The organism is Streptomyces sp. NPDC002825 (assembly GCF_040295385.1).
GTDB lineage: Bacteria > Actinomycetota > Actinomycetes > Streptomycetales > Streptomycetaceae > Streptomyces.
On the sequence record NZ_JBEOVH010000021.1, the window covers coordinates 33,175 to 56,316 of the forward strand.

22 protein-coding genes are annotated in these 23,142 nt (G+C 73.9%); 12 read left to right on the forward strand and 10 right to left on the reverse strand.

Annotated features, from left to right (window positions below; translation table 11 throughout):
- Positions 1 to 240 precede the first annotated feature (240 nt).
- Both ABT041_RS24705 and ABT041_RS24710 read right to left on the reverse strand, forming a co-directional pair.
- The gene (locus tag ABT041_RS24705) at positions 241 to 648 is read right to left on the reverse strand and encodes a VOC family protein (protein WP_351187885.1); all 408 of its coding nucleotides are present in this window, start codon (positions 646 to 648) and stop codon (positions 241 to 243) included.
- Between the two features lie 215 nt (positions 649 to 863).
- Positions 864 to 1,544: a MerR family transcriptional regulator gene (locus ABT041_RS24710; RefSeq protein WP_351187887.1), complete on the reverse strand. Its 681-nt coding sequence runs from the start codon at positions 1,542 to 1,544 to the stop codon at positions 864 to 866.
- Between the two features lie 177 nt (positions 1,545 to 1,721).
- Here ABT041_RS24710 and ABT041_RS24715 point away from each other — a divergent pair, with 177 nt between their 5' ends.
- From ABT041_RS24715 to ABT041_RS24725, 3 genes are read left to right on the forward strand one after another with little or no spacing between them, the layout of a single operon-like run.
- The gene (locus ABT041_RS24715; protein WP_351187889.1) at positions 1,722 to 3,059 is read left to right on the forward strand and encodes a YhgE/Pip domain-containing protein; all 1,338 of its coding nucleotides are present in this window, start codon (positions 1,722 to 1,724) and stop codon (positions 3,057 to 3,059) included.
- Between the two features lie 34 nt (positions 3,060 to 3,093).
- Complete coding sequence (locus tag ABT041_RS24720) at positions 3,094 to 3,720, forward strand: nucleoside/nucleotide kinase family protein (RefSeq protein ID WP_351187891.1); 627 nt, start codon at positions 3,094 to 3,096, stop codon at positions 3,718 to 3,720.
- A 22-nt stretch (positions 3,721 to 3,742) separates the two neighbouring features.
- Positions 3,743 to 4,252: a YcxB family protein gene (locus ABT041_RS24725; RefSeq protein ID WP_351187893.1), complete on the forward strand. Its 510-nt coding sequence runs from the start codon at positions 3,743 to 3,745 to the stop codon at positions 4,250 to 4,252.
- Positions 4,253 to 4,449: 197 nt separating this feature from the next.
- On the opposite strand, the gene ABT041_RS24730 is transcribed toward ABT041_RS24725, so the two are convergent.
- Together ABT041_RS24730 and ABT041_RS24735 are read right to left on the reverse strand one after the other, a co-directional pair.
- Positions 4,450 to 4,902 (reverse strand): hypothetical protein, encoded by a 453-nt coding sequence (locus ABT041_RS24730; protein ID WP_351187895.1) that lies wholly within the window; start codon positions 4,900 to 4,902, stop codon positions 4,450 to 4,452.
- Between the two features lie 277 nt (positions 4,903 to 5,179).
- On the reverse strand, positions 5,180 to 5,947 hold the full coding sequence (locus tag ABT041_RS24735) for a CTP synthase C-terminal region-related (seleno)protein (protein ID WP_351187897.1): 768 nt from the start codon (positions 5,945 to 5,947) through the stop codon (positions 5,180 to 5,182).
- 96 nt (positions 5,948 to 6,043) lie between these two features.
- Here ABT041_RS24735 and ABT041_RS24740 point away from each other — a divergent pair, with 96 nt between their 5' ends.
- The 4 genes from ABT041_RS24740 to ABT041_RS24755 all read left to right on the forward strand — a co-directional run bounded on the left by ABT041_RS24740 (position 6,044) and on the right by ABT041_RS24755 (position 9,717).
- Positions 6,044 to 6,568, forward strand: a complete 525-nt coding sequence (locus tag ABT041_RS24740) for a tetratricopeptide repeat protein (protein WP_351187899.1) — start codon at positions 6,044 to 6,046, stop codon at positions 6,566 to 6,568.
- A 3-nt stretch (positions 6,569 to 6,571) separates the two neighbouring features.
- The gene (locus ABT041_RS24745) at positions 6,572 to 7,453 is read left to right on the forward strand and encodes a LysR family transcriptional regulator (RefSeq protein ID WP_351187901.1); all 882 of its coding nucleotides are present in this window, start codon (positions 6,572 to 6,574) and stop codon (positions 7,451 to 7,453) included.
- Positions 7,454 to 7,502: 49 nt separating this feature from the next.
- Positions 7,503 to 8,462: a DUF1444 domain-containing protein gene (locus ABT041_RS24750; RefSeq protein WP_351187903.1), complete on the forward strand. Its 960-nt coding sequence runs from the start codon at positions 7,503 to 7,505 to the stop codon at positions 8,460 to 8,462.
- 112 nt (positions 8,463 to 8,574) lie between these two features.
- On the forward strand, positions 8,575 to 9,717 hold the full coding sequence (locus ABT041_RS24755; RefSeq protein ID WP_351187905.1) for an aminopeptidase P family protein: 1,143 nt from the start codon (positions 8,575 to 8,577) through the stop codon (positions 9,715 to 9,717).
- Here the strand turns inward: ABT041_RS24755 and ABT041_RS24760 are convergent, their stop codons facing one another.
- The 3 genes from ABT041_RS24760 to ABT041_RS24770 all read right to left on the reverse strand — a co-directional run bounded on the left by ABT041_RS24760 (position 9,718) and on the right by ABT041_RS24770 (position 13,426).
- On the reverse strand, positions 9,718 to 10,575 hold the full coding sequence (locus tag ABT041_RS24760) for an alpha/beta fold hydrolase (RefSeq protein ID WP_351187907.1): 858 nt from the start codon (positions 10,573 to 10,575) through the stop codon (positions 9,718 to 9,720).
- Between the two features lie 123 nt (positions 10,576 to 10,698).
- A complete protein-coding gene (gene treZ / locus ABT041_RS24765; protein WP_351188059.1) occupies positions 10,699 to 12,450 on the reverse strand; it encodes a malto-oligosyltrehalose trehalohydrolase in 1,752 nt (583 codons plus the stop codon).
- 58 nt (positions 12,451 to 12,508) lie between these two features.
- Positions 12,509 to 13,426 carry a GNAT family N-acetyltransferase gene (locus ABT041_RS24770; RefSeq protein WP_351188061.1) on the reverse strand — a complete coding sequence of 306 codons (918 nt, stop codon included), beginning with the start codon at positions 13,424 to 13,426 and terminating at the stop codon, positions 12,509 to 12,511.
- A gap of 287 nt (positions 13,427 to 13,713) precedes the next feature.
- Between ABT041_RS24770 and ABT041_RS24775 the strand changes: the two genes are divergently transcribed.
- The 3 genes from ABT041_RS24775 (at position 13,714) to ABT041_RS24785 (ending at position 16,283) form a co-directional block, all read left to right on the forward strand.
- Positions 13,714 to 14,262 (forward strand): FHA domain-containing protein, encoded by a 549-nt coding sequence (locus ABT041_RS24775; protein ID WP_351187909.1) that lies wholly within the window; start codon positions 13,714 to 13,716, stop codon positions 14,260 to 14,262.
- 488 nt (positions 14,263 to 14,750) lie between these two features.
- Positions 14,751 to 15,713: a cytochrome P450 gene (locus tag ABT041_RS24780; RefSeq protein ID WP_351187911.1), complete on the forward strand. Its 963-nt coding sequence runs from the start codon at positions 14,751 to 14,753 to the stop codon at positions 15,711 to 15,713.
- A gap of 78 nt (positions 15,714 to 15,791) precedes the next feature.
- A complete protein-coding gene (locus ABT041_RS24785) occupies positions 15,792 to 16,283 on the forward strand; it encodes a hypothetical protein (protein ID WP_351187913.1) in 492 nt (163 codons plus the stop codon).
- Here ABT041_RS24785 and ABT041_RS24790 read toward each other — a convergent pair.
- Complete coding sequence (locus ABT041_RS24790) at positions 16,261 to 16,851, reverse strand: hypothetical protein (protein ID WP_351187915.1); 591 nt, start codon at positions 16,849 to 16,851, stop codon at positions 16,261 to 16,263. The two genes, ABT041_RS24785 and ABT041_RS24790, sit on opposite strands and share 23 nt — an antisense overlap.
- A 34-nt stretch (positions 16,852 to 16,885) precedes the next feature.
- Positions 16,886 to 19,204, reverse strand: coding sequence for a malto-oligosyltrehalose synthase (gene treY, locus ABT041_RS24795; RefSeq protein ID WP_351188063.1), 2,319 nt, complete (start codon positions 19,202 to 19,204; stop codon positions 16,886 to 16,888).
- A gap of 413 nt (positions 19,205 to 19,617) precedes the next feature.
- Between treY and ABT041_RS24800 the strand changes: the two genes are divergently transcribed.
- On the forward strand, positions 19,618 to 20,040 hold the full coding sequence (locus ABT041_RS24800) for a hypothetical protein (RefSeq protein ID WP_351187917.1): 423 nt from the start codon (positions 19,618 to 19,620) through the stop codon (positions 20,038 to 20,040).
- Here the strand turns inward: ABT041_RS24800 and glgX are convergent.
- Positions 20,009 to 22,129: a glycogen debranching protein GlgX gene (glgX, locus tag ABT041_RS24805; RefSeq protein WP_351187919.1), complete on the reverse strand. Its 2,121-nt coding sequence runs from the start codon at positions 22,127 to 22,129 to the stop codon at positions 20,009 to 20,011. The two genes, ABT041_RS24800 and glgX, sit on opposite strands and share 32 nt — an antisense overlap.
- 139 nt (positions 22,130 to 22,268) lie before the next feature.
- Between glgX and ABT041_RS24810 the strand changes: the two genes are divergently transcribed.
- Entirely contained in the window at positions 22,269 to 23,120 is an 852-nt protein-coding gene (locus ABT041_RS24810; protein WP_351187921.1) for a Tat pathway signal sequence domain protein, read from the forward strand.
- Positions 23,121 to 23,142: the final 22 nt, after the last annotated feature.

Here is a 23,142-nt window from a genome sequence, read left to right on the forward strand (position 1 = left end):
GCTGCGGTGGAGAAGGGGCAGCGCGATTCCCGGACGACTGACGTCGCGTCAGTTCATGTCACGTCACGGGTCGGCGATGGCGGGCGCGCAGCCGCCACCGGCCGGGGCGAGAGGCGAGGATCACGTCGAAGCGGTGCGTACGCACGATCGGCTCTCCTCGGTGGACACTCGCGGCACGGCACACCGGTCGGTGCGCCGTGCCGCGAGTGTAGGGAGCGCCGCCGCGCGGGCGACAGCGAATTATTCGGCGGGCTGGAGGAGGTCCCAGCGGTTGCCGTAGAGGTCCTCGAAGACGGCGACCGAGCCGTACGGCTCGTGGCGCGGCTCCTCCAGGAACTTCACGCCCGCCGCGGACATGCGCTCGTGGTCGGCGGCGAAGTCCTCCGTGTGGAGGAAGAAGCCGACCCGGCCGCCGGTCTGGTTGCCGACCGCGGCCTCCTGCTCCTCGTTCTTGGCGCGGGCGAGGAGCAGTCCGGTGTTGCCGAGACCGCCGACACCGGCCGCGCCGCGCGGGCGGACGACGACCCAGCGGCTTCCGTCGCCCCGGTCGGTGTCCTCGACGAGCTCGAAGCCGACGGCGTCGGTGTAGAAGGCGATGGCCTCGTCGTAGTCACGGACGACGAGAGTGACGAGTGGGATGGACGGCATTTCCCCAACGTAATACGCGGAAGGGTGGGAACCCAGCCGAGTCGACCCGCGTTGTCGTGCGGGATGCCCCTTGTCGGACGCGGGCGCGAACGAGGGTCCGGGGGAGGGGCGCACGAGGGTCGTCCCCTCGCCGGCGCGGGAGCGGCGCGCGAGGTTCGCCCCCCTCGCCAGGGGGGAGCGGCGAGCGAGGGCCGTCCCCTCGTCGGCGCGGCTCGTCAGCGCGGGTCGGCCGGCGGGCTCGGAGCGGCCTCTTCGGGCGTGCGCGCCCACGCCGCCCGGCGGCGGGTCTCGTTCTCCTGGGCCATACGACGCAGCAGGGCCAGGACCGGTTCCAGGAGGAGGACGACGATGGCGGCGTGCTCGGCGAGCTTGAGCCGGTCCTCGGCGTCGTCGAGCTCCTCCACCTGGTCGACGTCGAGCTTCGCGGCGGCCGCGGCCAGCTCGGCGTAGGGGAGCAGGTCCCCGGTGCCGTACTCGACGCCGAGGCGGCTGAGGTCCATGAGGCTCGCGGCGAGGGCGCGGCGGTGCGGGGAGTCCGGGGAGACGTCCCAGTCCATGGCGCGCACGAGCTCGTCGACCCGCGGCGCCTGCTCGTCCACCGCGTCCGTCTCGGCGGCGTCGACGGGGGTCGGGAGCGCGTAGTGCACGACGCCGAGCGTGGCGAGCGGGTCGAGCGGCTCGTCGATCGCGGCGAGGACGTCGCGGGTGGCGGCGATGGACAGCCCGCCGCGGGCGGTCAGGGCGCGGATCAGGCGCAGGCGCTGGACGTGCTCTTCCCCGTACAGGGTCAGCGTGGCTCCGAGCGGGCGGCCGGGCGGCAGCAGCCCCTCGCGCAGGTAGTACTTGATCGTTCCGACCGGCGTTCCGGACAGACGGCTCAGGTCAGAGATCTTCATGGGCACTCTCGTCGCTCGAAGGCTGTTCCGGGTGGTCGGTCTCCCCGGGCATGTGATCAGTCTCCCAAGGGCTCAGATGGACACCATTACTCGATAGTGTCACTCTTCAACTGGAAAGTGGAAGTTTCTAGCGAGCCGCCGACCAGCGGCGACACCCCATCGAAGCGGAGCTCCGTCATGCCCGAACCCACCCACCCGCTGCGCGTGAGCGCCCGCGGACTGCTGCGCCGGCGTGGCGTGTGGCTGCCCTCGGCGGTGATCCTCGGCCTGCTGTCCTTCGTCCTCTCCCTGCTCTACCTGGGTGCCAACAACGACCCCGTCGGCGCGACGAAGGACCTGCCGATCGCCCTCGTCGACACGGACAGGGGCACCCAGGTCGCCGGGAAGCGGATCGACCTGGGCGCGCAGATCACCGCGAAGATCACCGGATCCGCCGACCTCAGGGAGAAGGTCGACTGGAAGACGGTCGACCGCCGCACCGCCGACGACCTGCTCGCCCGCGGCGAGGTGTTCGGCGCGCTCGTCATCCCCGACGACTTCTCCGCCTCGGTGGCCGCGCTCGCCGGGCCCGCGCAGCGCACGCCGCACCCGCCGACCATGACCGTGCTGACCAACCCCGCCGCCGGAAGCTTCGGCTCCTCCATGGCCACCGAGATCAACCGCAAGGTCGTCGCGACCACGTCCGCGGAGGTGGGCAGGCAGCTGGGTCAGGCGGCCGCGCAGCGTGCGGCCGCGCAGGGCGCCACGGCGCACAGCGCCCCGGCCCCGGGTGCCGCCGCGCAGCTGATGATCGCCGACCCGGTGAAGGCCGCCATCCAGGAAGGTCACCCCCTCGGGCAGCACAGCGGCCTCGGCCTGAGCGCCTTCTTCTACGCGCTCGTCCTCGTCCTCGGCGGCATGCTCGGCGCCAACGTCATCCACATGCAGGTGGACACCGACCTCGGCTACGCCGCCAGCGACAAGGGCCCGTTCCGCGTCCTCAAGCCCGTCCAGCACGCCACCCGCCTGCACCACTTCCTGGTCTGCTCGGCGCTCATGGTCGTCCTGTCGATGCTGACCTCGGCGCTCGCCATGGCCGCGGCCGTCGGCGTCATCGGCATCGACGCCTCCCACCTGCCCATGCTGTGGCTCTTCGGGACCTGCGCCACGGCCGCCATGGGCATCACCGCGCTGGCCCTGCTCGCCGTCTTCGGCACCCCGGGCCCGCTCGTCTCCATGCTGATCCTGATCGGTCTGGCCGTCCCGTCGGCCGGCGCCACCATCCCGATCCAGGCCCTGCCGGACTTCTACCGCTTCCTGGCCGAGTTCGAACCGTTCCGGCAGGTCGTCGACGGCGTGCGGTCCATCCTCTACTTCGGGGCCCGTACCGACGCCGGACTCGGCCGCGCCTGGATCATGGTCGGCATCGGCTTCGCCGCGTCGCTCGCCCTCGGCCTCGTCTTCACCCGCCTCTACGACCGCCGGGGCCTGCACCGCTCGACCCCCCACCTGACGCAGCCGGTCCCCGTCGGCTGACCCCCCCCGGCGCGCCGGTGCGACAATTCCCCGCATGGACGCGCAGGAGTTCGATCGCCTCGTCCGGCGCGCGCGAGGGCTCGCCGGGGACGGGCAGCGGCGGGTGCTCGGGATCGCCGGGGCGCCCGGGGCCGGGAAGTCCACGCTCGCCGCGCGGCTCGTCGCCCGGCTCGACGGGCTCGCGGTGCTCGTGCCGATGGACGGGTTCCATCTGGCGCAGGCCGAGCTCGAACGGCTCGGGCGGGCCGGGCGGAAGGGCGCGCCGGACACCTTCGACGCCGCCGGTTACACCGCGCTCCTCGCCCGGCTCCGTACCCCCGTCCCCGGCACCACCGTGTACGCGCCCGTCTTCGACCGCTCCCTGGAGGAGCCCGTCGCCGGGGCGGTGCCCGTCGCGCCCGAGGTCCCGCTCGTCGTCACCGAGGGCAACTACCTCCTGCACGACGAGGGCGCCTGGGCCGGGGTCCTGCCGCTCCTCGACGAGGCCTGGTACCTGGACCTCGACGCCCGCCGCCGTATCCCGCGGCTCGTCGAGCGGCACGTCCGCTTCGGCAAGGACCGGGCGTACGCCGAGCTCTGGGTCCACGACTCCGACGAGGCCAACGCCCGCCTGGTGGCCCGCGGGCGGGGCCGCGCCCACCTGGTCGTGAGGATGAGCTAGCCCGGCACTACGATCCCGGTCCATGGGCATGGACATGGACACGGACCGGGTCGAGCTCTCCTACCGGCCCACCCGGGCCGACATCCTCACCGGCGTCCTCGCGCGCGAGCGGCTTCGCCGTCTCCACCTGGTCCGCTGGGCGTTCACCGCGCTCTTCGGGGCCGGCGCCCTGCTGAGCCTGGCCTCGCGGCGGCCCTCCGCCGTGTCGTTCGTGCTCGCCGTCTTCTGCGCCGTCCTGATCTGGGCGATGCCCCGCCTCCAGGCCCACCACGCGCTGCGCACGATCTCGTGGCAGGGCGAGTACCGCGCGACCGTCAGCGGGACCGGGATCTCCGTCGACACCGCGCACGTGTCGCTGCTCCAGCGCTGGTCGGTCTTCCGCGGCCACCGCGAGACCCGCGACCATCTCGTCCTCTTCAGCCGCGACCCGAACATCCTCCTCGTGGAGGTGCTGCCACTGCGCGGCCTCTCCTCACCGGAGGAGGCGGAACGCCTGCGCGCACTGGTGGGCCGGCAGCTGCCCCGGGTCTGAACCGGACGGCACCCGGGCGGCGCACACCGCGCTCATCCTCGCCGACGCCGACGCCGACGCCGACGCCGACGCCGACGCCGACGCCGACGCCGACGCCGACGCCGACGCCGACGCCTTCGCCTTCGCGACGGGGCGTCGGTGACCCCGCGGACACCCGTGCGGCCCCGCCGGGTGGGCGGGGCCGCACGGGCGCTTCGTCAGCCGTTGGCGCTGACTCGCCGGATACCGCTGCAGTTCAGCTCCGTGCTTCCCTCGTAGTTGCAGGCCTGGATGTCGATGTAGCCGCTCTCCCCGATGGAGAGGTTGAGGTCGGCGCAGTAGCCGCTGCCGAGGTTGTACTGCACGTTGTGCCACGAGCCGCCGTTGATCCGGTACCAGGTGCCCGGGTGGTGGCCGTCGCCCGCGGTGTCGCAGGTGTAGAGGTGCTCGCCGTAGGGCTGGAAGCAGCTCGTCGCCCCCGAGGTGGACACGCCGTAACAGGGGTAGTCCGCGGCCACGTTCTGCGCGCTGGTGACCGTCACTCCCTCCGACGTCGGTGCGGGGGCCGCCGTGGCGGGCGTGACGAAGGCGACGCCCAGGCCGACGCCCAGGGCGAGGGTGCCGAGAATGCGGGAGAGACGCGCCGGGACTGTTGTCTTTGCGGGGGCCAAAATGACACCTCCAGTGAGGGAGTGAACAGTTGTCATGGCCGTGCAGGTGATGCGGTCGCGCTCCCCGGAGGCTACAGGTCCATGACAATTTCACCAGTTCGACGCCGGCTTTTGGCTTGTTGTTCGCCTTGGCCGAAACCGCTTTCTCGTGCTGGCGGCGCTGGTCGTGCGGCCCTGAGCGTCCCCGCCGGCGTGCGGCCCCGAGCGTCACCGCCGGCGTGCGGCCCCGAGCGTCACCGCCGGCGCGCGGGACGGGCGCACCGGCGGCCGGCCCTTCCTAGCGCGCCCCGGCCCCCGCGTGCGCCGCGGCCTTCACCGCGAGCTCCCCGCGCGCGTGTTCCGTCGCCGCGACCGCCAGCGCCCTGACCAGTGGGTGCGGGCGGGTGCCGTCGCCCGCCAGTTCCGGCTGGAACAGGGTCGCCAGGAAGAAGGGGTGCGAGGGGAGTTCCACGATGCGGATGCCGCCCTGCTCGTCCACGCCCGTGAAGCGCAGGCCGTGGGCCCGCAGGGTGTCCATGTGACGGTTGTCGAAGCCGTAGTTGCAGTGGTACCGCTCCGTCGTCCGCTCCGCGCCCAGCGCCTCCTCGGCGAGCGAGCCCGGGGTGACCCGTACGACCCCCTCGTGGCCCACCAGCGAGCAGGCGAGCGGCGCGATCAGCAGGTCCTCCGGGTCGGCCGACGGGTCGTTCTCGGCGTGCGCCGCCCGCTCCAGGCCGCAGACGTCCCGCGCGTACTCGATCAGGGTGTGCTGGAAACCGGCGCAGGTGCCGAGGAACGGGATGCCGTCCTCGCGGGCCGTACGGATCGCCGCGAGCGCCCCCGCCTCGCTCACGTACGGGCTGCCCGGCAGCACCCACACCGCGTCGAAACCCTTCAGCGCCGCCAGGGCCTCCGCGTCGGCCGTCGGGATCCAGTACGCGTCGAGGGCGAGCCCGTCGCGCTCGGCGAGGGCGTCCAGCAGGACCGGGATGCGGACGTGCGAGCGCACGTGCGGGGAGCGGTCGCCGACCAGGGCGATCCGGGGGGTGTGCGTCTGTGAGTTCATGCCCCTCATGCTGGGCGGGCGGCCCCGTTCACGTCCAACGATGATTACTGCACTTTCCATCACGGACGCTTATCCTCACCCCGCTAGGGTGGCCCCATGACGAACGATCACGACTGGGAGTCCCGCCTCACCGCGCTCTGGGACCGCCTCGACGACCTCGAGCCCGCCGACTTCCGCGCCGCCGTCGCCGCCCTCGCCGCCGAGCGGCCCGACGACGACCCGGCCGCCGTCTTCGAGCAGGGCGCCGCCCACGACTCAACCGGCATGCCCGAGCAGGCCGTCGTCCACTACGAGCGTGCCCTGCACCTCGGACTCACCGGGCTGCGCCGCCGACGGGCCGTCATCCAGCTCGCCAGCAGCCTGCGCAACCTCGGCCGCCCCGACCGCAGCGTCGAACTCCTCACCGCCGAGCGCGCCCTCCCCGCCGACCGGCTCGACGCCGACGAGCAGGCCCTGTCCGGCGCCGTCGACGCCTTCCTCGCCCTCGCCCTCGCCGACACCGGCCGCGACCGCGAGGCCGCCTCCCTCGCCCTCGGCGCCCTCGCGCCCCTGCTGCCCCGCTACAACCGCTCCCTCGCGTACTACGCCAAGGACCTCCTGAAGACCCCCTTCGGGTCCTGAACCGTGGACCCGCACCTCCTCCGCACCTACGTCACCGTCGCCCGCCTCGCCTCCTTCTCGGAGGCCGCGCGCGACCTCGGCTACACCCAGTCCGCCGTCTCCCAGCACATCGCCGCCCTGGAGAGCGACCTCGGACTGCCCCTGCTCACCCGGCGCCCCGTCGCCCCCACCCCCGCGGGAGAGCGGCTCCTCGAACACGCCGGAGCGCTGCTGCTCCGCCTCGACGCGGCCCGCGCCGACCTCGGCCGGTTCGCCGCCGCGCCCCGCGCGACCCTGGACGTCGCCGCCTCCCCGCTCGCCCTCACCCCCCGTACCCTCGCCGCCCTGCCCGCCACCGGCGTCACCCTGCGGGCCCTGCCCCGCGAGCGGGTGCCCGTCGCCGTCGCCACCGGCGAGGCCGACGCCGGGCTCGTCGACGGGATCGCCGCCCCCAGCGACCCGCTGCGGCTCGCCGACGTCGCCCCGCTCGCCGCGACCCGCGTCGCCGAGGAACCCCTCGCCGTCGTCCTGCCCGACGACCACCCGCTCGCCGACCGCACCGGGCTCCGCCTCGACGACCTCGTCGACGCCCGCTGGCTGGACGCGCCCGACGCCGGCATCTCCCTCGACCGGCTGCGGGCCGTCCACGGCGGCCCCTCCGGACGCGGCTTCCGCGACGCCCTGCGCTACGAGGGCACCGACACCCGCACCCTCGCGGCCCTCGCCGCCGCCGGGCGCGGACTGGCGCTGCTCCCGCTGCCCGCGGCCCGGGGCGTCCCCGGCGCGGCCGCCGTCCCCCTGGTCGCCCCGCGCCTCGTGCACCGCACCGAACTCCTCCTCCCGTCCGGCGCGGGCGGCGAACCGTCCGGCCCGGTGGCCGAGTTCGCCCGACGGCTCAAGGGCTGACATCCGCAGTCGCTACCCTGTGCGCAACGGCGACGGAAGGCGGACGGGTGTGAGGTGGCTGCGACGAGGACCCAGGCGTGACGGCGACGACGCACCGAGGGACCCCGAGTTCGCGTACTTCTCCCAGCGGGAGGCCGCGCTCTTCCGCGGCCGGGTCCGAGCGACCTTCGCCGAACTCGGCCTGGAGGTCACCGTCTACGCCGACCACGTCGTCGACGACAAGGGCCGCCGCTACGGCCTCGGCAACCTCGCCGCCGTCTGCCACCAGGACCCGCGCGGCTCCCGCGTCTGGCCCGGCCTGATCCACCGCCACATCGGCCTCGTCGTCCGCGCCATGGAGGGCCCCTCCGCGCTCGACACCCTGCCGCCCGAGCAGATCCGCGCCCAGCTCTACCCCCGGGTCGTCTCCGGCGACGGCATCGACGCCGGCGCCTTCGGCTACGCCAGGACCGTCGCCCCCGGGCTCTACGAGGTCCTCGCCCTCGACCTGCCCGAGAGCGTCATGATGCTCACCGACGAGGCCCTCGAACGGCTCGGCGACCACGCGCAGCTCCGCGACCGGGCCCTGCGCAACCTGCGCGGACTGCCCGTCGAGGAGCACGAGACCGTCCGCGACGCCGACGGCATGTGCTTCGAGATCATCCTCGGCGACTCCTTCTACACCGCCAGCCGCGTCCTCGACCTCGACGGCGTCGTCCAGCGCGTCACGGGCGTCCCGCTCGGCGAGCACGGCGCCCTCGTCGCCCTGCCCTTCCGGCACCAGCTCGCCTTCCACCCCATCCGCGACACCTCGATCATCCCGGCCCTCGGCGCGATGGCCTCCTTCGCCGCCGCCGGGTACGAGGACGTGCCCGGCGCCATCAGCCCGTACGTCTTCTGGTGGCGCGGCGGCACCCTCACGCAGCTCAGCGAGCACGACGAGGAGCGCGGCGACCTGCGGATCGTCGTCGGCGACGACTTCCAGGAGCTCCTGGAACGGCTCATCGCCCAGGGCCCCGACCGCCGCTGAACCGGTCACGCCCGTCCGGTATCCGGTCGCGGCCCGCGCCCCCGCCCGGCAGGATGCTGTACGTCGCACCGGACGAGAAAGCCGAAGACGAAGACGCCGAGGAGAAGCCACCATGCCGAGCACGGACGCCCTCGAACAGGTCGTGCCCTTCACCGCGGACGACTACCGGGCCCGGATGGCCCGCGCCGCCGAGTCCGCCGCCGACGCCGGACTCGCGGGCGTGCTCGTCGCCCCCGGCCCCGACCTGGTCTACCTCACCGGCTACCAGCCGACCGCGATCACCGAGCGGCTCACCGTGCTCGTCCTCTCCGCGGGCCAGGAGCCGGTCCTCGTCGTCCCGACCCTGGAGGCCCCCGACGCCGAGAAGGCCGCGGGAGCCGCCGCGCTCACCCTGCGCGACTGGACCGACGGCAAGGACCCGTACGCCGTCACCGCCCCGCTCCTCGACGTCTCCGGCCGGTTCGGCGTCAGCGACAACGCCTGGGCCATGCACCTCCTCGGTCTCCAGCAGGCCCTCCCCGGCACCTCGTACGTCTCCCTCACCGAGGCCCTGCCGATGCTCCGGGGCGTCAAGGACGCCCACGAACTGGCCCGGATCGCGGCCGCCGGAGCCGCCGCCGACCAGGCGTACGGCGAGATCCTCAAGGTCCGCTTCGCCGGCCGCAAGGAGACCGACGTCGCCGCCGACCTGGCCCGGCTCCTCATGGAGTTCGGCCACTCCCAGGTCGACTTCACCGTCGTCGGCTCGGGCCCCAACGGCGCCAACCCGCACCACGAGGCCGGCGACCGGGTCATCGAGCGCGGCGACATGGTCGTCCTCGACTTCGGCGGCCTCAAGCACGGCTACGGCTCCGACACCACCCGCACCGTCCACGTCGGCGAGCCCACCGACGAGGAGCAGCGCGTCCACGACCTCGTCCGCGAGGCCCAGCAGGCCGGCTTCGAGGCCGTACGCCCCGGCGTCGCCTGCCAGGAGGTCGACCGGGCCGCCCGCAAGGTCATCACGGACGCCGGCTACGGCGAGTACTTCATCCACCGCACCGGCCACGGCATCGGCGTCACCACCCACGAACCGCCGTACATGATCGAGGGCGAGGAACTCCCCATCGTCCCCGGCATGTGCTTCTCCATCGAACCCGGCGTCTACCTCCCCGGCCGCTTCGGCGTCCGCATCGAGGACATCGTCACGGCGACGGAGGACGGCGGGGGCCGCCGCTTCAACAACACCCCGCACGAGATGGCCGTCGTCGAGTAGTCACCGCCCCGGGGACACCAGGGCGGCGATCCGCTCCGGGAACTCCTCCACCACCAGGTGACCCGCGTCCGGTACGACCCCGAGCTCCGCGCCTCCGCCGAGGCGGGTGCGGACGGCGGGCCGAAGCCGCTCCGGCGGCAGGAACACGTCGTGCTCCCCGGTCACGGCCGTGACCGGCACCTTCCGGGCGCCCGGTTCCGCGAGCCCGGGCGCCCCGCTGGACCGGGCGTGCCGGGCCACGAGCGTCATCCACTCCACCAGCTCCGCCCGGGGCTCATGACCGGGCGCGAGCATCGCGCGCAGCAGCCGGGCGCTGCGGGCGGGCGTGGGCCGCAGGAACCAGGCGGCCGAGGCGGCGAGCAGCGCGGGCGGAAGACGCAGTGAGGACAGGCCGCCGGGCGAGACGAGGACCAGGCGCTCGATGGGCGCCGAGGAGGCGGACAGGGCGATCGCCGCGCCGAACGAGTGCCCGAGGACGGTGACGGGCCGCCCCTCGCAGGTCTCCGCCACGGCCTCATGCAGCCAGGACCCGTACCAGCCCAGCCTGCCCTTGGCGAGGCCGCGTTCGCCGGAGCTCAGGCCCGGCTGGCCGGGCACGTCGAGCAGGACGACCCGGTGGCCGGCCGTGAGCAGGGCGTCGGCCAGGGGCAGGGACGCGGCGGCGTTGAAGTTCGTGCCGGGGACGAGGACGACCGTCGTCCCGGACGGGCCGGGGGAGCCCGCGATCACCGCGTGCGTCGCGGCGCCTCCCGCGCTGAAGACGTCCCGCTCGTGCGGCACCGGCCATGAGTCGAGCCGGTCGAGGCACCAGCCCCGTATCTGCTCCCGGCCCGCCTCGGTGCGGTAGATGGTGGTCACGGGCAGAGTATCCACCCATCTGAGACGGGCGGATCAGCGGTCCGTCAGGGCGATGGATCCACCCAGGGGGAGCGGATCAGCCGTCCGTCCGGACGACCGATCCACTTGCCGGGAGGCGCCGGGTCAGCCGTCCGTCAGGACGATCGCCGACTCGCCGGGGAGGCTGAGGAGGCCGTCCGACGCCGGGGCCTCGACCGGGTCCCAGGAGGCCAGGACCCGGTCGCGGCCGTTGGAGCCGAGCGGGATCACCGTCGGCTCCTTGCCCAGGTTCACCGCCACCCGCAGGTCCCCGCGCCGGAAGACCAGCCAGCGGGCCTCCTCGTCGAAGGCCACCTTCACGCCCCCCAGGTCCGGGTCCGTCAGGTCGGGCAGGGTGCGGCGCAGCGCGATGAGCTGGCGGTGCCAGGCGAGGAGCCGCTTGTGCGGGTCCCGCTCGCGTTCGGTCCGGTCAAGGACCGAGCGGTCCCGGGTGGCCGGCTCCTGGGGGTCCGGGACCTCGTCCTCGGACCAGCCGTGCGCCGCGAACTCCCGCTTCCGGCCCCGCCGTACGGCCTCCGCGAGCTCCGGGTCCGTGTGGTCGGTGAAGTACATCCACGGCGTGCTCGCTCCCCACTCCTCGCCCATGAACAGCATCGGCACCGAGGGGCCGGTGAGGACGAGCGTCGCCGCGCAGGCGAGGAGACCGGGGGAGAGGGAGGCCGACAGGCGGTCGCCGAGGGCCCGGTTGCCGATCTGGTCGTGCGTCTGCGCGTACCCCAGGAAGCGGTGGGCGGGGGTGCGCTCCCGGTCCACCGGACGCCCGTGGTGACGGCCCCGGAACGTGGAGTACGTGCCGTCGTGGAAGAAGACGCGGGTCAGCGTCTTGGCGAGCGCCGCGATCGGGGCGCGCGCGAAGTCCCCGTAGTAGCCCTGGGACTCGCCGGTCAGCGCGGTGTGCAGGGCGTGGTGGAAGTCGTCGTTCCACTGGGCGTGCACACCGAGACCGCCGAGCGTGCGCGGCGTCGTCGTGCGCGGATCGGCCAGGTCGGACTCCGCGATCAGGAAGTGCTGACGGCCCTGCTCCTTCGCCAACTCGTCCACGGCCGCGGACAGTTCCTCCAGGAACGTCAGCGCCCGCGTGTCGGCGAGGGCGTGCACCGCGTCGAGCCGCAGCCCGTCGATCCGGTAGTCCCGCAGCCAGGCCAGCGCGCTGCCCAGGAAGTACGCCCGCACCTCGTCCGAACCCGGCGCGTCCAGGTTCACCGCCGCGCCCCACGGCGTGTGGTGGGTCTCCGTGAAGTACGGCCCGAAGGAGGGCAGATGGTTCCCCGACGGGCCCAGGTGGTTGTGCACCACGTCGAGGACCACGCCCATGCCGAGCCCGTGCGCCGCGTCCGTGAACCGCTTCAGCGCCTCCGGCCCGCCGTACGGCTCGTGCACCGCCCACGGCGCCACCCCGTCGTACCCCCAGCCCCGCACCCCGGGGAAGGGGCACAGCGGCATCAGCTCCACGTGGGTGATGCCGAGGCCCGCCAGCTCCCCGAGCCGCGCGGCCGCCGCGTCGAGCGTGCCCTCCGGCGTGAAGGTGCCGATGTGCAGCTCGTACAGGACCGCGCCGCGCAGCCGCAGCCGCGGGGACTCGTGCCGCCAGGCGTACGCCGAGTGGTCGACGACCGCGCTCAGCCCGTCGGGCCCGTCGGGCAGCCGGCGCGAGCGCGGATCGGGAAGTACGGGACCGCCGTCGAGCGAGAAGCCGTACCGGTCGCCGTCCCCGGCGGGCACCACCCCCGACCACCAGCCGTCCCGCTCCGCGTCCCGGTCCAGGGCGTGGGCGGAGCCGTTCAGCTCCAGCGTCACCCGGTCACGGGCGCTCGGCGCCCACACCTCGAAGAGCACGGGAATCCCCTCGTCGACGGTCGTCACTCCAGCACGGCTACCGCGACCATCCTGGCAGTCAGGACCCCGACTCGCCCGGCGCGTCCCACACGTAGTTGATCGCGTGCTCGAACGCCGCGTAGCCCGCACGGGCGAAGGCCGCCGCCATCGGGACGTTCCCGAGGTCGGTCGCCGCCCGGATGCGGGGCACGTCGGCGGCGGACAGGACCCGGGTCCCCTCCGCCAGGATGTCGTCGATGTACCCGTGCCCGCGGTGGGCGGGCAGCACACCGATGTACGCGATGGTGTGGTGGTAGTTGTTGCGCGCCGGGATGACGAAGCCGACCGGCTCGCCCGTCTCCGGCAGCTGGGCGATCCGCCACCACTCGCGCGGCGAGGCGTAGTTCCCGAGCTCCTCGTCGTAGTGCAGCTCGGCTGCCTCCCGCGCCGAAAGCCCCGAAGCCAGATCGGCCTGGCCGTGTGCGTCGAGCGTGCCCTCCATCACCGGCGTCATCAGGGCCAGGAGGTCCTCCCGGTCCCGTACCGGACGGAACTCCAGACGGCCCTTCGCCTCCGGCACGGGGGCGCCGGGCCGCCACTCCAGACGCAGCCGCTCGACCAGCGGGCGGGCGCCCGTGCGCTCCAGGACCGAGAACAGGGACTCCAGGAGGGCCCGGGTCTCCGGGACCTCGCGCCAGTCCGCCGGGAGGAACCGACCGAACTCGGGGCGCCGCTCGCCCTTCGGGATCACCGAGGCCGTCGCGGTCACGAGGAGCCGCAGACCGACCTCGGCGCGCTCCTCGGCGGACAGCTCCGGGGCCAGGTCGAAGAAGTCGAGCGCCTGGGGTGCGGCGCCCGCCGTGTGCGTCCACCAGGAGAGCCGGCCGACGAGCCGGTCGCCGTCGAGCGCCACCCACATCCACGCGGGGAGGCGGCGGCCGTTCGCGAGGTCGTCGGCGAGCTCGTGGTCGAGCTGGTACGTGAGGCCGAGGAACAGGTCGAGTTCCTCGGGGCCGGTGAGCGGACGGACGAGGAGGCCGGGGACGGCGGAGGGAGAGGGCGGCGGCGTGGAGTCGTGCGTGTCGTGCGGGTCCTGCGGGTCGTGCTGGTCGTCCGTGGACGAGGAGGGCGAGGTGGACGGGGTCACGTGTGGGTTACTCCCTGGGGATCTCTGCTGTGAGGACGGCAGACCGTAACAGTCGTCTCCCCGCGACCGGTACGGAGTTTCCCCAGGCCCGGGGCCCTTCTGGACACGTCGGGGCCGACGGACCGACAATCTCGGGTGTGACGACCCCTTTCGAGCTTCCGGCGAACACCCCTCGGCTGACCGACGCCGAGCGGGACCGCGCGCTGGTGCTGCTCCGTGAGGGCGCCGCCCAGGGCCGCCTCTCGCACGACACGTTCCTCTTCCGGATGGAGCGGGCGCTCCAGGCCCGCCGGCCCGACGAACTCGCCCTGCTCACCGCCGACCTGCGGACCGAGGGCACCTGGACCCGCCGGGTGGTCGGCGCGGTCGAGCGGATGTCCGCGTTCACCGCGCGGATCGGGCGCGCCTGGAGCGCCGAGCGGCTGCCGAAGCTGCTCCTGCCGCTCCCGGGCCCGCACCCGCTGCGGATCGGGCGCGACCCGGTCAACGGGCTGCGGCTCAGCCACGAGACGGCGTCCCGGCTGCACGCCGAACTCTCGCTGCAGGGCGGGCTGTGGGTGCTCCGCGACCTCGGCTCGACGAACGGCACCACCGTCAACGGGCGGCGGGTCACCGGTGCGGTCGTGGTGCGCGCCGGGGACGTCGTCGGCTTCGGCCAGATGTCGTTCCGGCTGTCGGTCGACTGAGCTGCTCCCCTCCCGGCGATCTTCACCCGTTCGGCGGTACGCGGCGGGCGGTGGGGCCCGCGCGGTGATGGGCTGGGCAGACGCGGGCCACGATCGCCGGCCGCGGCACCGACCGCCGATCGACAGGGGGCGAGATGAGCGACGCGCCGAACCGCGAGCCGAACCGGGGCACAGGGAACGAGCGACCGGAGGACCCGGAGGACCGCTGGACCCGCCTGCCGTCGATGACACCGGCGATACCGGCCGAGCCGGCTGAACCGGGGGCTGAGACCGCCTCGCCGAGGGGGTCCGGCGGTTCCGTGGCCGCCGCCTCCTCCGGGACGGCCGGGTCCGGCGGCTCCGTGGCCGCCGCTTCCTCCGGGACGGCCGGGTCCGGCGGCTCCGTAGCGGCCGCCTCCGAGGTGACCACGTCCCGCGGATCCGTGCCCGCGCCCCCCGCGACCGGGGCCCCCGCCCGTGCCTCCCGACCTGCCCCCCTCCCCGGGCACGTGCGTACCCTCGTCGACCCGGCCGTCGGCGAGGCCGTGCCGCCCGGTGGGCGGACCGTCGCGCCCAGTCCCCTCGACCCCGGCGCCTCCTGGGACCCGCACGGGATCCACCGGACCCTGCGCGAGGAGTTCCCGCTCACCTACGACCCGCTGCTGCGGGCCTGGGTCCTCAGCCGGTACGCGGACGTGGCCGCCGCCCTCACCGACGCGCGCTTCACGCACGGGCACCGGCCCGGCGACCCGCCCTGCGCGCGGGCCCACGTCGACGTCGACGTCGAGGCCCTGCGCGCGGTCACCGAGCGCACCGCCTACGTCCTGGCCCGCCGGATCGCCGAGCGGCCGCGAGCCGACCTCGTCGCCGACTTCTGCCACTGGCTGCCCGCCGGCACCGTCGCCGCAGCCGTCGGCGTGCCCTACCGCGACATGATGCGGCTCGTCCGCGGCCGCGCGGCCGGCGCGCTGGCGGGGGAGTGCGGAGGCCAGATCGCCGTACGGGAGAAGGCGCTCGCCTCCTTCCTCGGCAACGTCCTCGTGGACCCCGACCTCGTCGCCGCCCTCCGTGACGCGCCCGCCGGTCTCGTCGCCCGCGCCTGGGCCGAGTCGCTGCGCCGGGACCCGCCCGTGCAGATCGCCGTGCGCCGCACGGTCGCCGAGGTGCCGGTGAGCGGCGGGGTCGTCCCGGCGGGCGCGTCCGTCGCGCTGCTCGTCGGCTCGGCGGGCCGCGACCCGGAGCGCTTCCGGGAGCCGGACCGCTTCGACCCGTTCCGGGACGACCCGGGCCAGCTCACGTACGGCCCGGGGTTCTGCCCGGCGGTCCTGCTCGCCGGATTCGAGGCGGAGTACGCTCTGCGGGCCCTGTTCACGGCCATGCCGCGGCTGCGTCTCGCCGACGGATTCCGTCCCGCGCCCACGGGTCTCATCACGCGGGCCCCCCGGAGTCTCGTCGTCCGCCCGGGCGGCTGAGGGGTCCCCGACCGCTGTTAGGGTGACGTGCGCTCGTCAACGGGCGTTCGTTCTACCACTTTCAACGGGGATTCAAACATGAAGATGCGTCATGTCCGTGCGATCGCTGTCTTCGGCATCGCGGTCGTCGCCCTCACCGGTGCCCGCGGCTCCCACGGCGGCAGCTGCGGCGGCAGCTCCGGCAGTCACAGCAGCGGCAGCAGCAGCCACAGCGACAACGACAGCTCGTCGAGCAGCAGCACGGGCGGTTCCGTGACCGGTGGTTCGAGCAGCGCGAACAAGGCCCTGCGCGACGTGACCATCGACGAGTGCAAGTACGACCCGGCGACGAAGAACCTCGTCGGCCGGGTCACCATCAAGAACGACGGCGTGCTCGACTACGACTACACCGTCACGATGAAGTTCACGGGCGACGCCGGCGCCACCGTCGTCCCGGCGAGCGCGACGGAGACCGCCATCGCGGTCGCGGCGGGCGCCTCCAAGACCGAGGAACTCTCCACCTCCTACCCCGGATCCGGCGACGGCTCCGAGTACACCAAGTGCGAGGTCACCCGAGTGTCCCGCTCCTGACGCGTGCCTCGGCCGCGGCCGGGTCCGAACGGCCCGGCCGCAGCACCGAGGCGAGCAGCAGGATCCCGGGGAGGATTCCGGCGACGCCACGGATCGCCGCGACCGGGGCGTCGAGGGCCGCGAGCACCAGGCCCGCCGCGCCGCAGACCGCGATCGACGCTCCGAGCCCATGGAGCGCGGGCCTGCGCCAGGCGACCGCCAGGCCGGAGAAGTGCACGCCGACGACGAAGGCGATCCAGCCCACGGCGGCCTGGGGTGCGTGCAGCACGCGGGTGATCACCATGAGCCCGGCCGCCAGTCCGAGCGCCTCGGCCGCCACCACGTACCAGTAGCCCCGGCCGAACCGGGTGCCGGGTCCGCCCGACGAGGCCGTGGCCGTGCCCGACTCCGATGCCGCAGTCGGCACCCCGCTCCCGCGTCGACCGAAGACGGTCACCCAGAGGAAGCCGGCCAGGGCCAGCAGGCGGAGAGGCGTGGCGACCGCCGTCGGCAGGCTGCCCGCGTTGGCCTGGACGAACACGAGCCCGAACGCGGCGCCGATGATCCGCCCGGTCTGATCTTTGGTCATGATCATCAGCTTGTCATGGCCGTGGCGCGACTCCTCACTCCGCCCGGGCCAGCAGCGCCACCGGCCGCTCCGCGAACAGCTCCGCGAGCTTGACCTCCGTCGCCGGTCCTCCTGTGAACTCCCGTACGCCGTCCAGCGCGTCGACCCAACGGCCCTCGGGCAGCACCAGCTCCGTGTCCTGCCAGCCGCCCGCCTGGGCGAGCCGCAGGGAGAGCCGGGTCACGGCCGTGATCGCCCGGCCGGAGCGGGCGAACGCCAGGCAGTGCGCGGCGGCCGGGCCCTCCGCCGTCAGCGGGACGTACGTGCCGCCCGGCCCGAAGGCCTCCGGGTGCGCCCGCCGCAGCCCCAGCGCCGCCCGCACCAGGGCCGTACGCTCGTCGTCCTCGCCGACCGTGAACGGCGCCCGGTTGTCCGGGTCGACGAGCGCCCGGTACTCCCGCTCCGTGTTCTGGTACAGCTCCGGCACCCCCGGCATCGTCAGCTGTGCGAGCGCGGCGCCCAGCGCGTGCGCCCGGATGTGCGGCTCCAGGGCGAAGGCCGCCTCCGAGGCCGCCCGGAGCGGGATCCGGCCGGGCCCGGCCGCCGCGAACTCGGCCACCGCCCGCTCGTACTCCTCGTCGGGCTCGGTCCAGCTGGTCCGCAGCCCCGCCTCCCGTACGGACTTGAGGATCGCGGGAGTCAGCCGGTCCGGGTCCGGGGCACCGAAGCCGAAGGCCGTCTGCCAGGCCGTCCACGCCACGTGCGCGTCGGGCGCGGGCACTCCGGCGACCTCTGCGAGGAGCTCCGCCCACACCTCCGGGCACTGGGACAGCACCGCGATCCCGGCCCGGACGTCCGCGCTGCGCTTGGTGTCGTGGGTGGAGAGCACCGTGCCCGTGGCCGGCCAGTCGCGGGCGATCCGCAGGCAGTACGCGTGGAACTCCTCCACCGGTACCGCCGGGCGTCCCGCGTCGCCGCCCACCTCGTTCGCCGAGAGCAGCGGCGTGTACCGGTAGAAGGCGGTGTCCTCCACGGACTTGGCCCGCAGCGCGGACGAGGTCTGCGCGAACCGCGACCGGAACGCCCGGTGTTCGGGACCGTCCCCGAGCGCGCCGAGCGCCAGGTCCCGGACGAGGTCGACCGCCGTCGCCTCCTCCGGCACCGCGAACGCGGCCTTCGCGCCGCGCGCCGCCTCCGGGGTCAGCACCTCCTCGCCGCCGGTCCGGTAGGGGCGGTAGACGGGGACGCGGACGAGGAGCTCCCGGATCGCGGTGCGCAGCGCCCAGGGGGCGTGGTCCCGGAGCTCGGGGTCGGCGGCGCAGATCCGCCCCGCGATCCGGGTCAGCGCGGCCGTCTCGGACGCCAGGTCATGGGTGACCACCTCGTACGCGGCGCGGCGCTCGGTCGCCTCCCAGCGGCCGCCCCTGTCCCCGGCCTTCCCGACGAACTCCCGGTAGACGTCGGCGAGTTCGTCGGCGCCCACCGGGTCGGTGAAGACGCCGTCGAGCCGGCGCAGCGCGTCGTACCCGGTGGTGCCCGCGACCGGCCAGGCGGCGGGCAGGGTCTCGGCGCCCGTGAGGATCTTCTCGACGACCGTCCAGCAGTTCCCGCCGGTCGCCGCCGCCAGGTCCTCCAGATAGCCCTGCGGGTCGGCGAGTCCGTCCGGGTGGTCGATCCGCAGCCCCTCGATCACCCCGTCGGCGACCAGCTCCACGATCTTCGCGTGGCTCCCCGCGAACACCTCGGGGTCCTCCACCCGCACCCCGATGAGCTCCGAGACGGTGAAGAAGCGGCGGTAGCCGAGCTCGGTGCGGGCGAGCCGCCACCAGCCGAGCCGGTACCACTGGGCGTCGAGCAGCTCGTCCAGCGGCATCCCCTCGGTGCCCGCGCGGAGCGGGAACTCCTGGCCGTCCAGGTGCAGGGACCCGTCCGAGACCCGGAACCGGTCCCGTACCTCCGGGAGCCGTGCGGGCAGCACCGGGAGCAGCATCCGGCCGTCCCCGGCCCGCCAGTCGATGTCGAACCAGCGGGCGTACGGCGAGTCCGGGCCCTCGCGGAGCACGGAGCGCAGCGCGTGGTTGTGGCGCGGGGAGGCCGCCATGTGGTTGGGCACCAGGTCCACGACGAGCCCGAGGCCGTGCGCCCGCGCGGTCGCCGCCAGGGCCCGCAGCCCCTCCTCGCCGCCCAGTTCGGCCCGTACGGACCGGTGGTCGGTGACGTCGTAGCCGTGGGTCGAGCCGGGCACCGCCTCCAGGACCGGGGAGAGGTGGAGGTGCGAGACCCCGAGGCCGGCCAGGTGCGGCACGGCGCGCTCGGCGGCCGCGAACGGGAACTCCGGCTGGAGCTGCAGCCGGTAGGTCGAGGTGGGTGGAATGGGCGTCATGCGAACGTACGTACCCCGTCGGAGGGCTTCTGTGTCATCGCCCCATGCACCCGTTCGAGTGCATCGCGTTACGTTCGCGTGAGGCTCCGGATGTATCGCGACACGCTGTCCCTGCTCGGACCGGCCCTGCCGGCCGTCTCGTTCCTCGGCCGGCTGCCCACCGCCCTCGCCGACGCCCCGACCGGCCCGCTCGTGGTGCTCGGGGCGCTCGCGGGGGCGACTCCCTCTCCGGCCCGGCGGTGCCCCCGCCCACCCCTCCGTGTGGGCAGGCGTCCCGCAGGGCGGGACGGGTGGGCACACGGGACCGCGCCCTCAGCGGCGCCTCCGCGTTCCGCGCCTTGACCCGCACCAGGGGCTCGCTGCACCGCCGGTGACCTCCAGGCGCGGAAGCCTCTGGCGCCGGCATGGGCGCCGACGCCGAGGCCCCGGCGCCCGTCAGGACCACCCGTAAGGGTGCCGCCGAACGGACGCGGCTGCCGGGATCCGCGTACGCCCTGCGCGGCACGATGGTCTTCCAGGGCGCCGTGTTCGGCGCCTCGCAGGCCGGGATCACCGCCCTCACCGAGGAGCTGGGCGCCCCCGCCCAGGCCGGCCTCGTCTACGCCGCGATGGGCGTCATGAGCGCCGCCGTAGGCCTCTCCATGGCCGCCGTGCCCGCCCGGATCGGGCTCACCCCTCTCCGGGCGGCTCGCCGAAGGCCGGGGCGCCTCCGCCGCCTTCGCGGTGGCGGTGGGGGCGGCCGTGGCCTGCGCGGTGCTCTCCTGGTCCGTGCGGGTCACGGCCCCGCACGCGCGCTCAGGCCGGCCGGCGCAGAACGGTCAGGCTGAGCGGCGCGAGGGTCACCCGCTCGCCGCCCGCGAGCTCCGGGCCCTCCTGCGGCGGCATGCCCTCCGGGTCGGAGGTGTCCACGACCATCCGCCAGCAGCGCCCGTGACTGTCCGGGACCGCGAACTCCAGCTCCTTCGACGAGGCGTTGAACATCAGCAGGAAGGAGTCGTCGGCGATCCGCTCGCCCTGCGTGCCCGGCTCCGAGATGGCGTTGCCGTTGAGGAAGACCGTCAGCGCCTGGGCATTGGCCGCCTGCCAGTCGCGGGAGGTCATCTCCTCGCCCTCGGGCGTGAACCAGGCGATGTCCGTCAGCTCGTCGTGGGTGCCCTCCACCGGCCGGCCGTGGAAGAAGCGGCGGCGCCGGAAGACCGGATGGTCCCGTCGCAGCCGGACCATCGCGCGCGTGAAGCGCAGCAGCGTGCCCTCCGCCTCGCTGTTCTCCTTCGGCCACCGCACCCAGGACACCTCGTTGTCCTGGCAGTACGCGTTGTTGTTGCCGCCCTGCGTCCGCCCGAACTCGTCGCCGTGGCTGAGCATCGGCACGCCCTGCGACAGCATCAGCGTGGCGAGGAAGTTGCGCATCTGGCGGGCGCGCAGCTCCGCGATCCCCACGTCCTCGGTCTCGCCCTCCGCACCGCAGTTCCAGGAGCGGTTGTAGTTCTCGCCGTCCCGGTTGCCCTCGCCGTTCGCCTCGTTGTGCTTGTCGTTGTACGAGACGAGGTCCCGCAGGGTGAAACCGTCGTGGCAGGTCACGAAGTTGACCGAGGCCAGCGGTCGCCGCCCGTCGTCCTGGTACAGGTCGGAGGAGCCGGTCAGCCGGGAGGCGAACTCGGCGAGCGTCCGGGGCTCGCCCCGCCACAGGTCCCGCACGCAGTCCCGGTACTTGCCGTTCCACTCGGTCCACAGCGGCGGGAAGTTGCCCACCTGGTAGCCGCCCTCGCCGACGTCCCACGGCTCGGCGATCAGCTTCACCTGGCTCACCACCGGGTCCTGCTGGACCAGGTCGAAGAACGAGGACAGCCGGTCCACCTCGTGGAACTGGCGGGCCAGGGTGGCCGCCAGGTCGAAGCGGAAACCGTCCACGTGCATCTCGGTCACCCAGTACCGCAGGCTGTCCATGATCAGCTGGAGCACGTGCGGGGAGCGCATGAGCAGCGAGTTCCCGGTGCCGGTGGTGTCCGTGTAGTACCGGGGATCGTTCGAGAGCCGGTAGTACGAGGGGTTGTCCAGGCCCCGGAAGGAGAGCGTCGGGCCCAGGTGGTTGCCCTCGGCGGTGTGGTTGTAGACCACGTCGAGGATGACCTCGATGCCCGCCTGGTGCAGCGCCCGGACCGCCGACTTGAACTCCAGGACCTGCTGGCCCCGGTCGCCCCAGGACGCGTAGGCGTTGTGCGGGGCGAAGAAGCCGATCGTGTTGTAGCCCCAGTAGTTGGCGAGCCCCGCGTCCACCAGACGGTGGTCGTTCACGAACTGGTGAACGGGCATCAGTTCGAGGGCCGTGACACCGAGTTCCCTCAGATGGCCGATGACCGACGGGTGCGCGAGCCCCGCGTACGTCCCGCGCAGCTCCTCCGGAAGGTCCGGATGCAGCATCGTCAGGCCCTTCACATGGGCCTCGTAGATCACCGTGTGGTGGTACTCGGTGCGCGGACGCCGGTCGTCGCCCCAGTCGAAGTACGGGTTCACGACCACCGAGGTCATCGTGTGCGGGCCCGAGTCGAGGTCGTTGCGCGCGTCCGGCCGCCCGAACGGGTAGCCGTACACCGCCTCGCCCCACTTCACCTGCCCCGACACCGCGCGCGCGTACGGGTCGAGCAGCAGCTTCGCCGCATTGCAGCGCAGCCCCCGCTCCGGCGCGTACGGGCCGTGCACCCGGAACCCGTACCGCTGGCCGGGCATCACACCCGGCAGATAGGCGTGCCGCACGAACGCGTCGGTCTCGCGCAGCTCCACCGCCGTCTCCGAGCCGTCGTCGTGCAGCAGACACAGCTCGATCCTGTGGGCGGCCTCCGAGAAGACCGCGAAGTTGGTTCCCGCTCCGTCATAGGTGGCGCCCAAGGGGTACGCCTGTCCCGGCCAGACCTGCATGGATATAGATTCTTCCTCTTCTGTCCGGGTTTTGTGGGTGTTCTTCGGCCAGATCCTGCCCGAAAGAAGGGCAACCACCTAGGACTTCGCCCCGTCCTACCGGGTGACCGAAGACCAAGAGGGGGAAAGAGGGGGAAGTGTGTACGAAATAGTGCGCCGCCACCTGGGGAAGGTGGTGGCCGGAGCGGCCATGGCGGTGACGGGAACCGCCGTCGCCGTCGCGATCAGCCTGCCCGGCCAGGCGGGAGCGAGCGGGGCCGCAGGCACCGGGGGATCCACCGGCATCGCGGGAGCGGCCGGTACGACCGCGGGAGGCGGCTCGGGCAGCGCCTCCCAGCAGGGGGAGACGGGGGCACAGGCCCCGGGCACCGCGCCGCCGCCGGCCACCGTGGTCCCGGCCGCGGCCGAGGGGAAGAAGGGCGTCGGCAGCGACCCGCTCACCGACGACGAGCTCGCACGGGCCGAGGCCCTGGCGCAGACCCCGCCGGCCGCCGCCGCCCAGCAGAACGTCGACGGCGGCCGCGGCCCGCAGCGCCTCGGCACCCGGCTCGCCGACCCCGTGCCGGGCGACCCGTCCCGCCGCGCCGAGGTGCGCCAGTACGACTACGCGCGCGACGAGCTCATCACCAAGACCGTCAACCTCGACACCGGCAAGGTCGAGAAGTCCGGCACGCAGCGCGGCGTCCAGCCCTCCGCCCACCCCGAGGAGCTGCGCGAGGCCCTGGAGCTGATCCTCGCGAGCCCGCTCGGCAAGGGCGTCAAGGAGGACTACAAGGACGCCACCGGCAAGGAGCTCACCTCCACCGCACAGCTGTGGTTCAACGGCGACGTCTACCGCACCTACCGCGAGGCCAAGGTGCCCGCACAGCTCGCCCGTTGCGGGGAGCACCGGTGCGTCCGGCTCGTCACCAAGGTCCTCGACGGGGCCTGGATCGACACCCGGAACCTGATCGTCGACCTCTCCGCGAGGACCGTCACCCGGGTCGGCTGACCACCGCCCCGGCGCCTTCCAC

What these genes read in the sequence shown, in the direction of transcription:
- ABT041_RS24705 (WP_351187885.1), bottom strand. Translation starts at nt 648, where the DNA reads ATGCCGTCCATCCCACTCGTCACTCTCGTCGTCCGTGACTACGACGAG.
- ABT041_RS24710 (WP_351187887.1), bottom strand. Translation starts at nt 1,544, where the DNA reads ATGAAGATCTCTGACCTGAGCCGTCTGTCCGGAACGCCGGTCGGAACG.
- ABT041_RS24715 (WP_351187889.1), top strand. Translation starts at nt 1,722, where the DNA reads ATGCCCGAACCCACCCACCCGCTGCGCGTGAGCGCCCGCGGACTGCTG.
- ABT041_RS24720 (WP_351187891.1), top strand. Translation starts at nt 3,094, where the DNA reads ATGGACGCGCAGGAGTTCGATCGCCTCGTCCGGCGCGCGCGAGGGCTC.
- ABT041_RS24725 (WP_351187893.1), top strand. Translation starts at nt 3,743, where the DNA reads ATGGGCATGGACATGGACACGGACCGGGTCGAGCTCTCCTACCGGCCC.
- ABT041_RS24735 (WP_351187897.1), bottom strand. Translation starts at nt 5,947, where the DNA reads ATGAACTCACAGACGCACACCCCCCGGATCGCCCTGGTCGGCGACCGC.
- ABT041_RS24740 (WP_351187899.1), top strand. Translation starts at nt 6,044, where the DNA reads ATGACGAACGATCACGACTGGGAGTCCCGCCTCACCGCGCTCTGGGAC.
- ABT041_RS24755 (WP_351187905.1), top strand. Translation starts at nt 8,575, where the DNA reads ATGCCGAGCACGGACGCCCTCGAACAGGTCGTGCCCTTCACCGCGGAC.
- ABT041_RS24785 (WP_351187913.1), top strand. Translation starts at nt 15,792, where the DNA reads ATGAAGATGCGTCATGTCCGTGCGATCGCTGTCTTCGGCATCGCGGTC.
- ABT041_RS24790 (WP_351187915.1), bottom strand. Translation starts at nt 16,851, where the DNA reads ATGACCAAAGATCAGACCGGGCGGATCATCGGCGCCGCGTTCGGGCTC.
- ABT041_RS24800 (WP_351187917.1), top strand. Translation starts at nt 19,618, where the DNA reads ATGGGCGCCGACGCCGAGGCCCCGGCGCCCGTCAGGACCACCCGTAAG.
- glgX (WP_351187919.1), bottom strand. Translation starts at nt 22,129, where the DNA reads ATGCAGGTCTGGCCGGGACAGGCGTACCCCTTGGGCGCCACCTATGAC.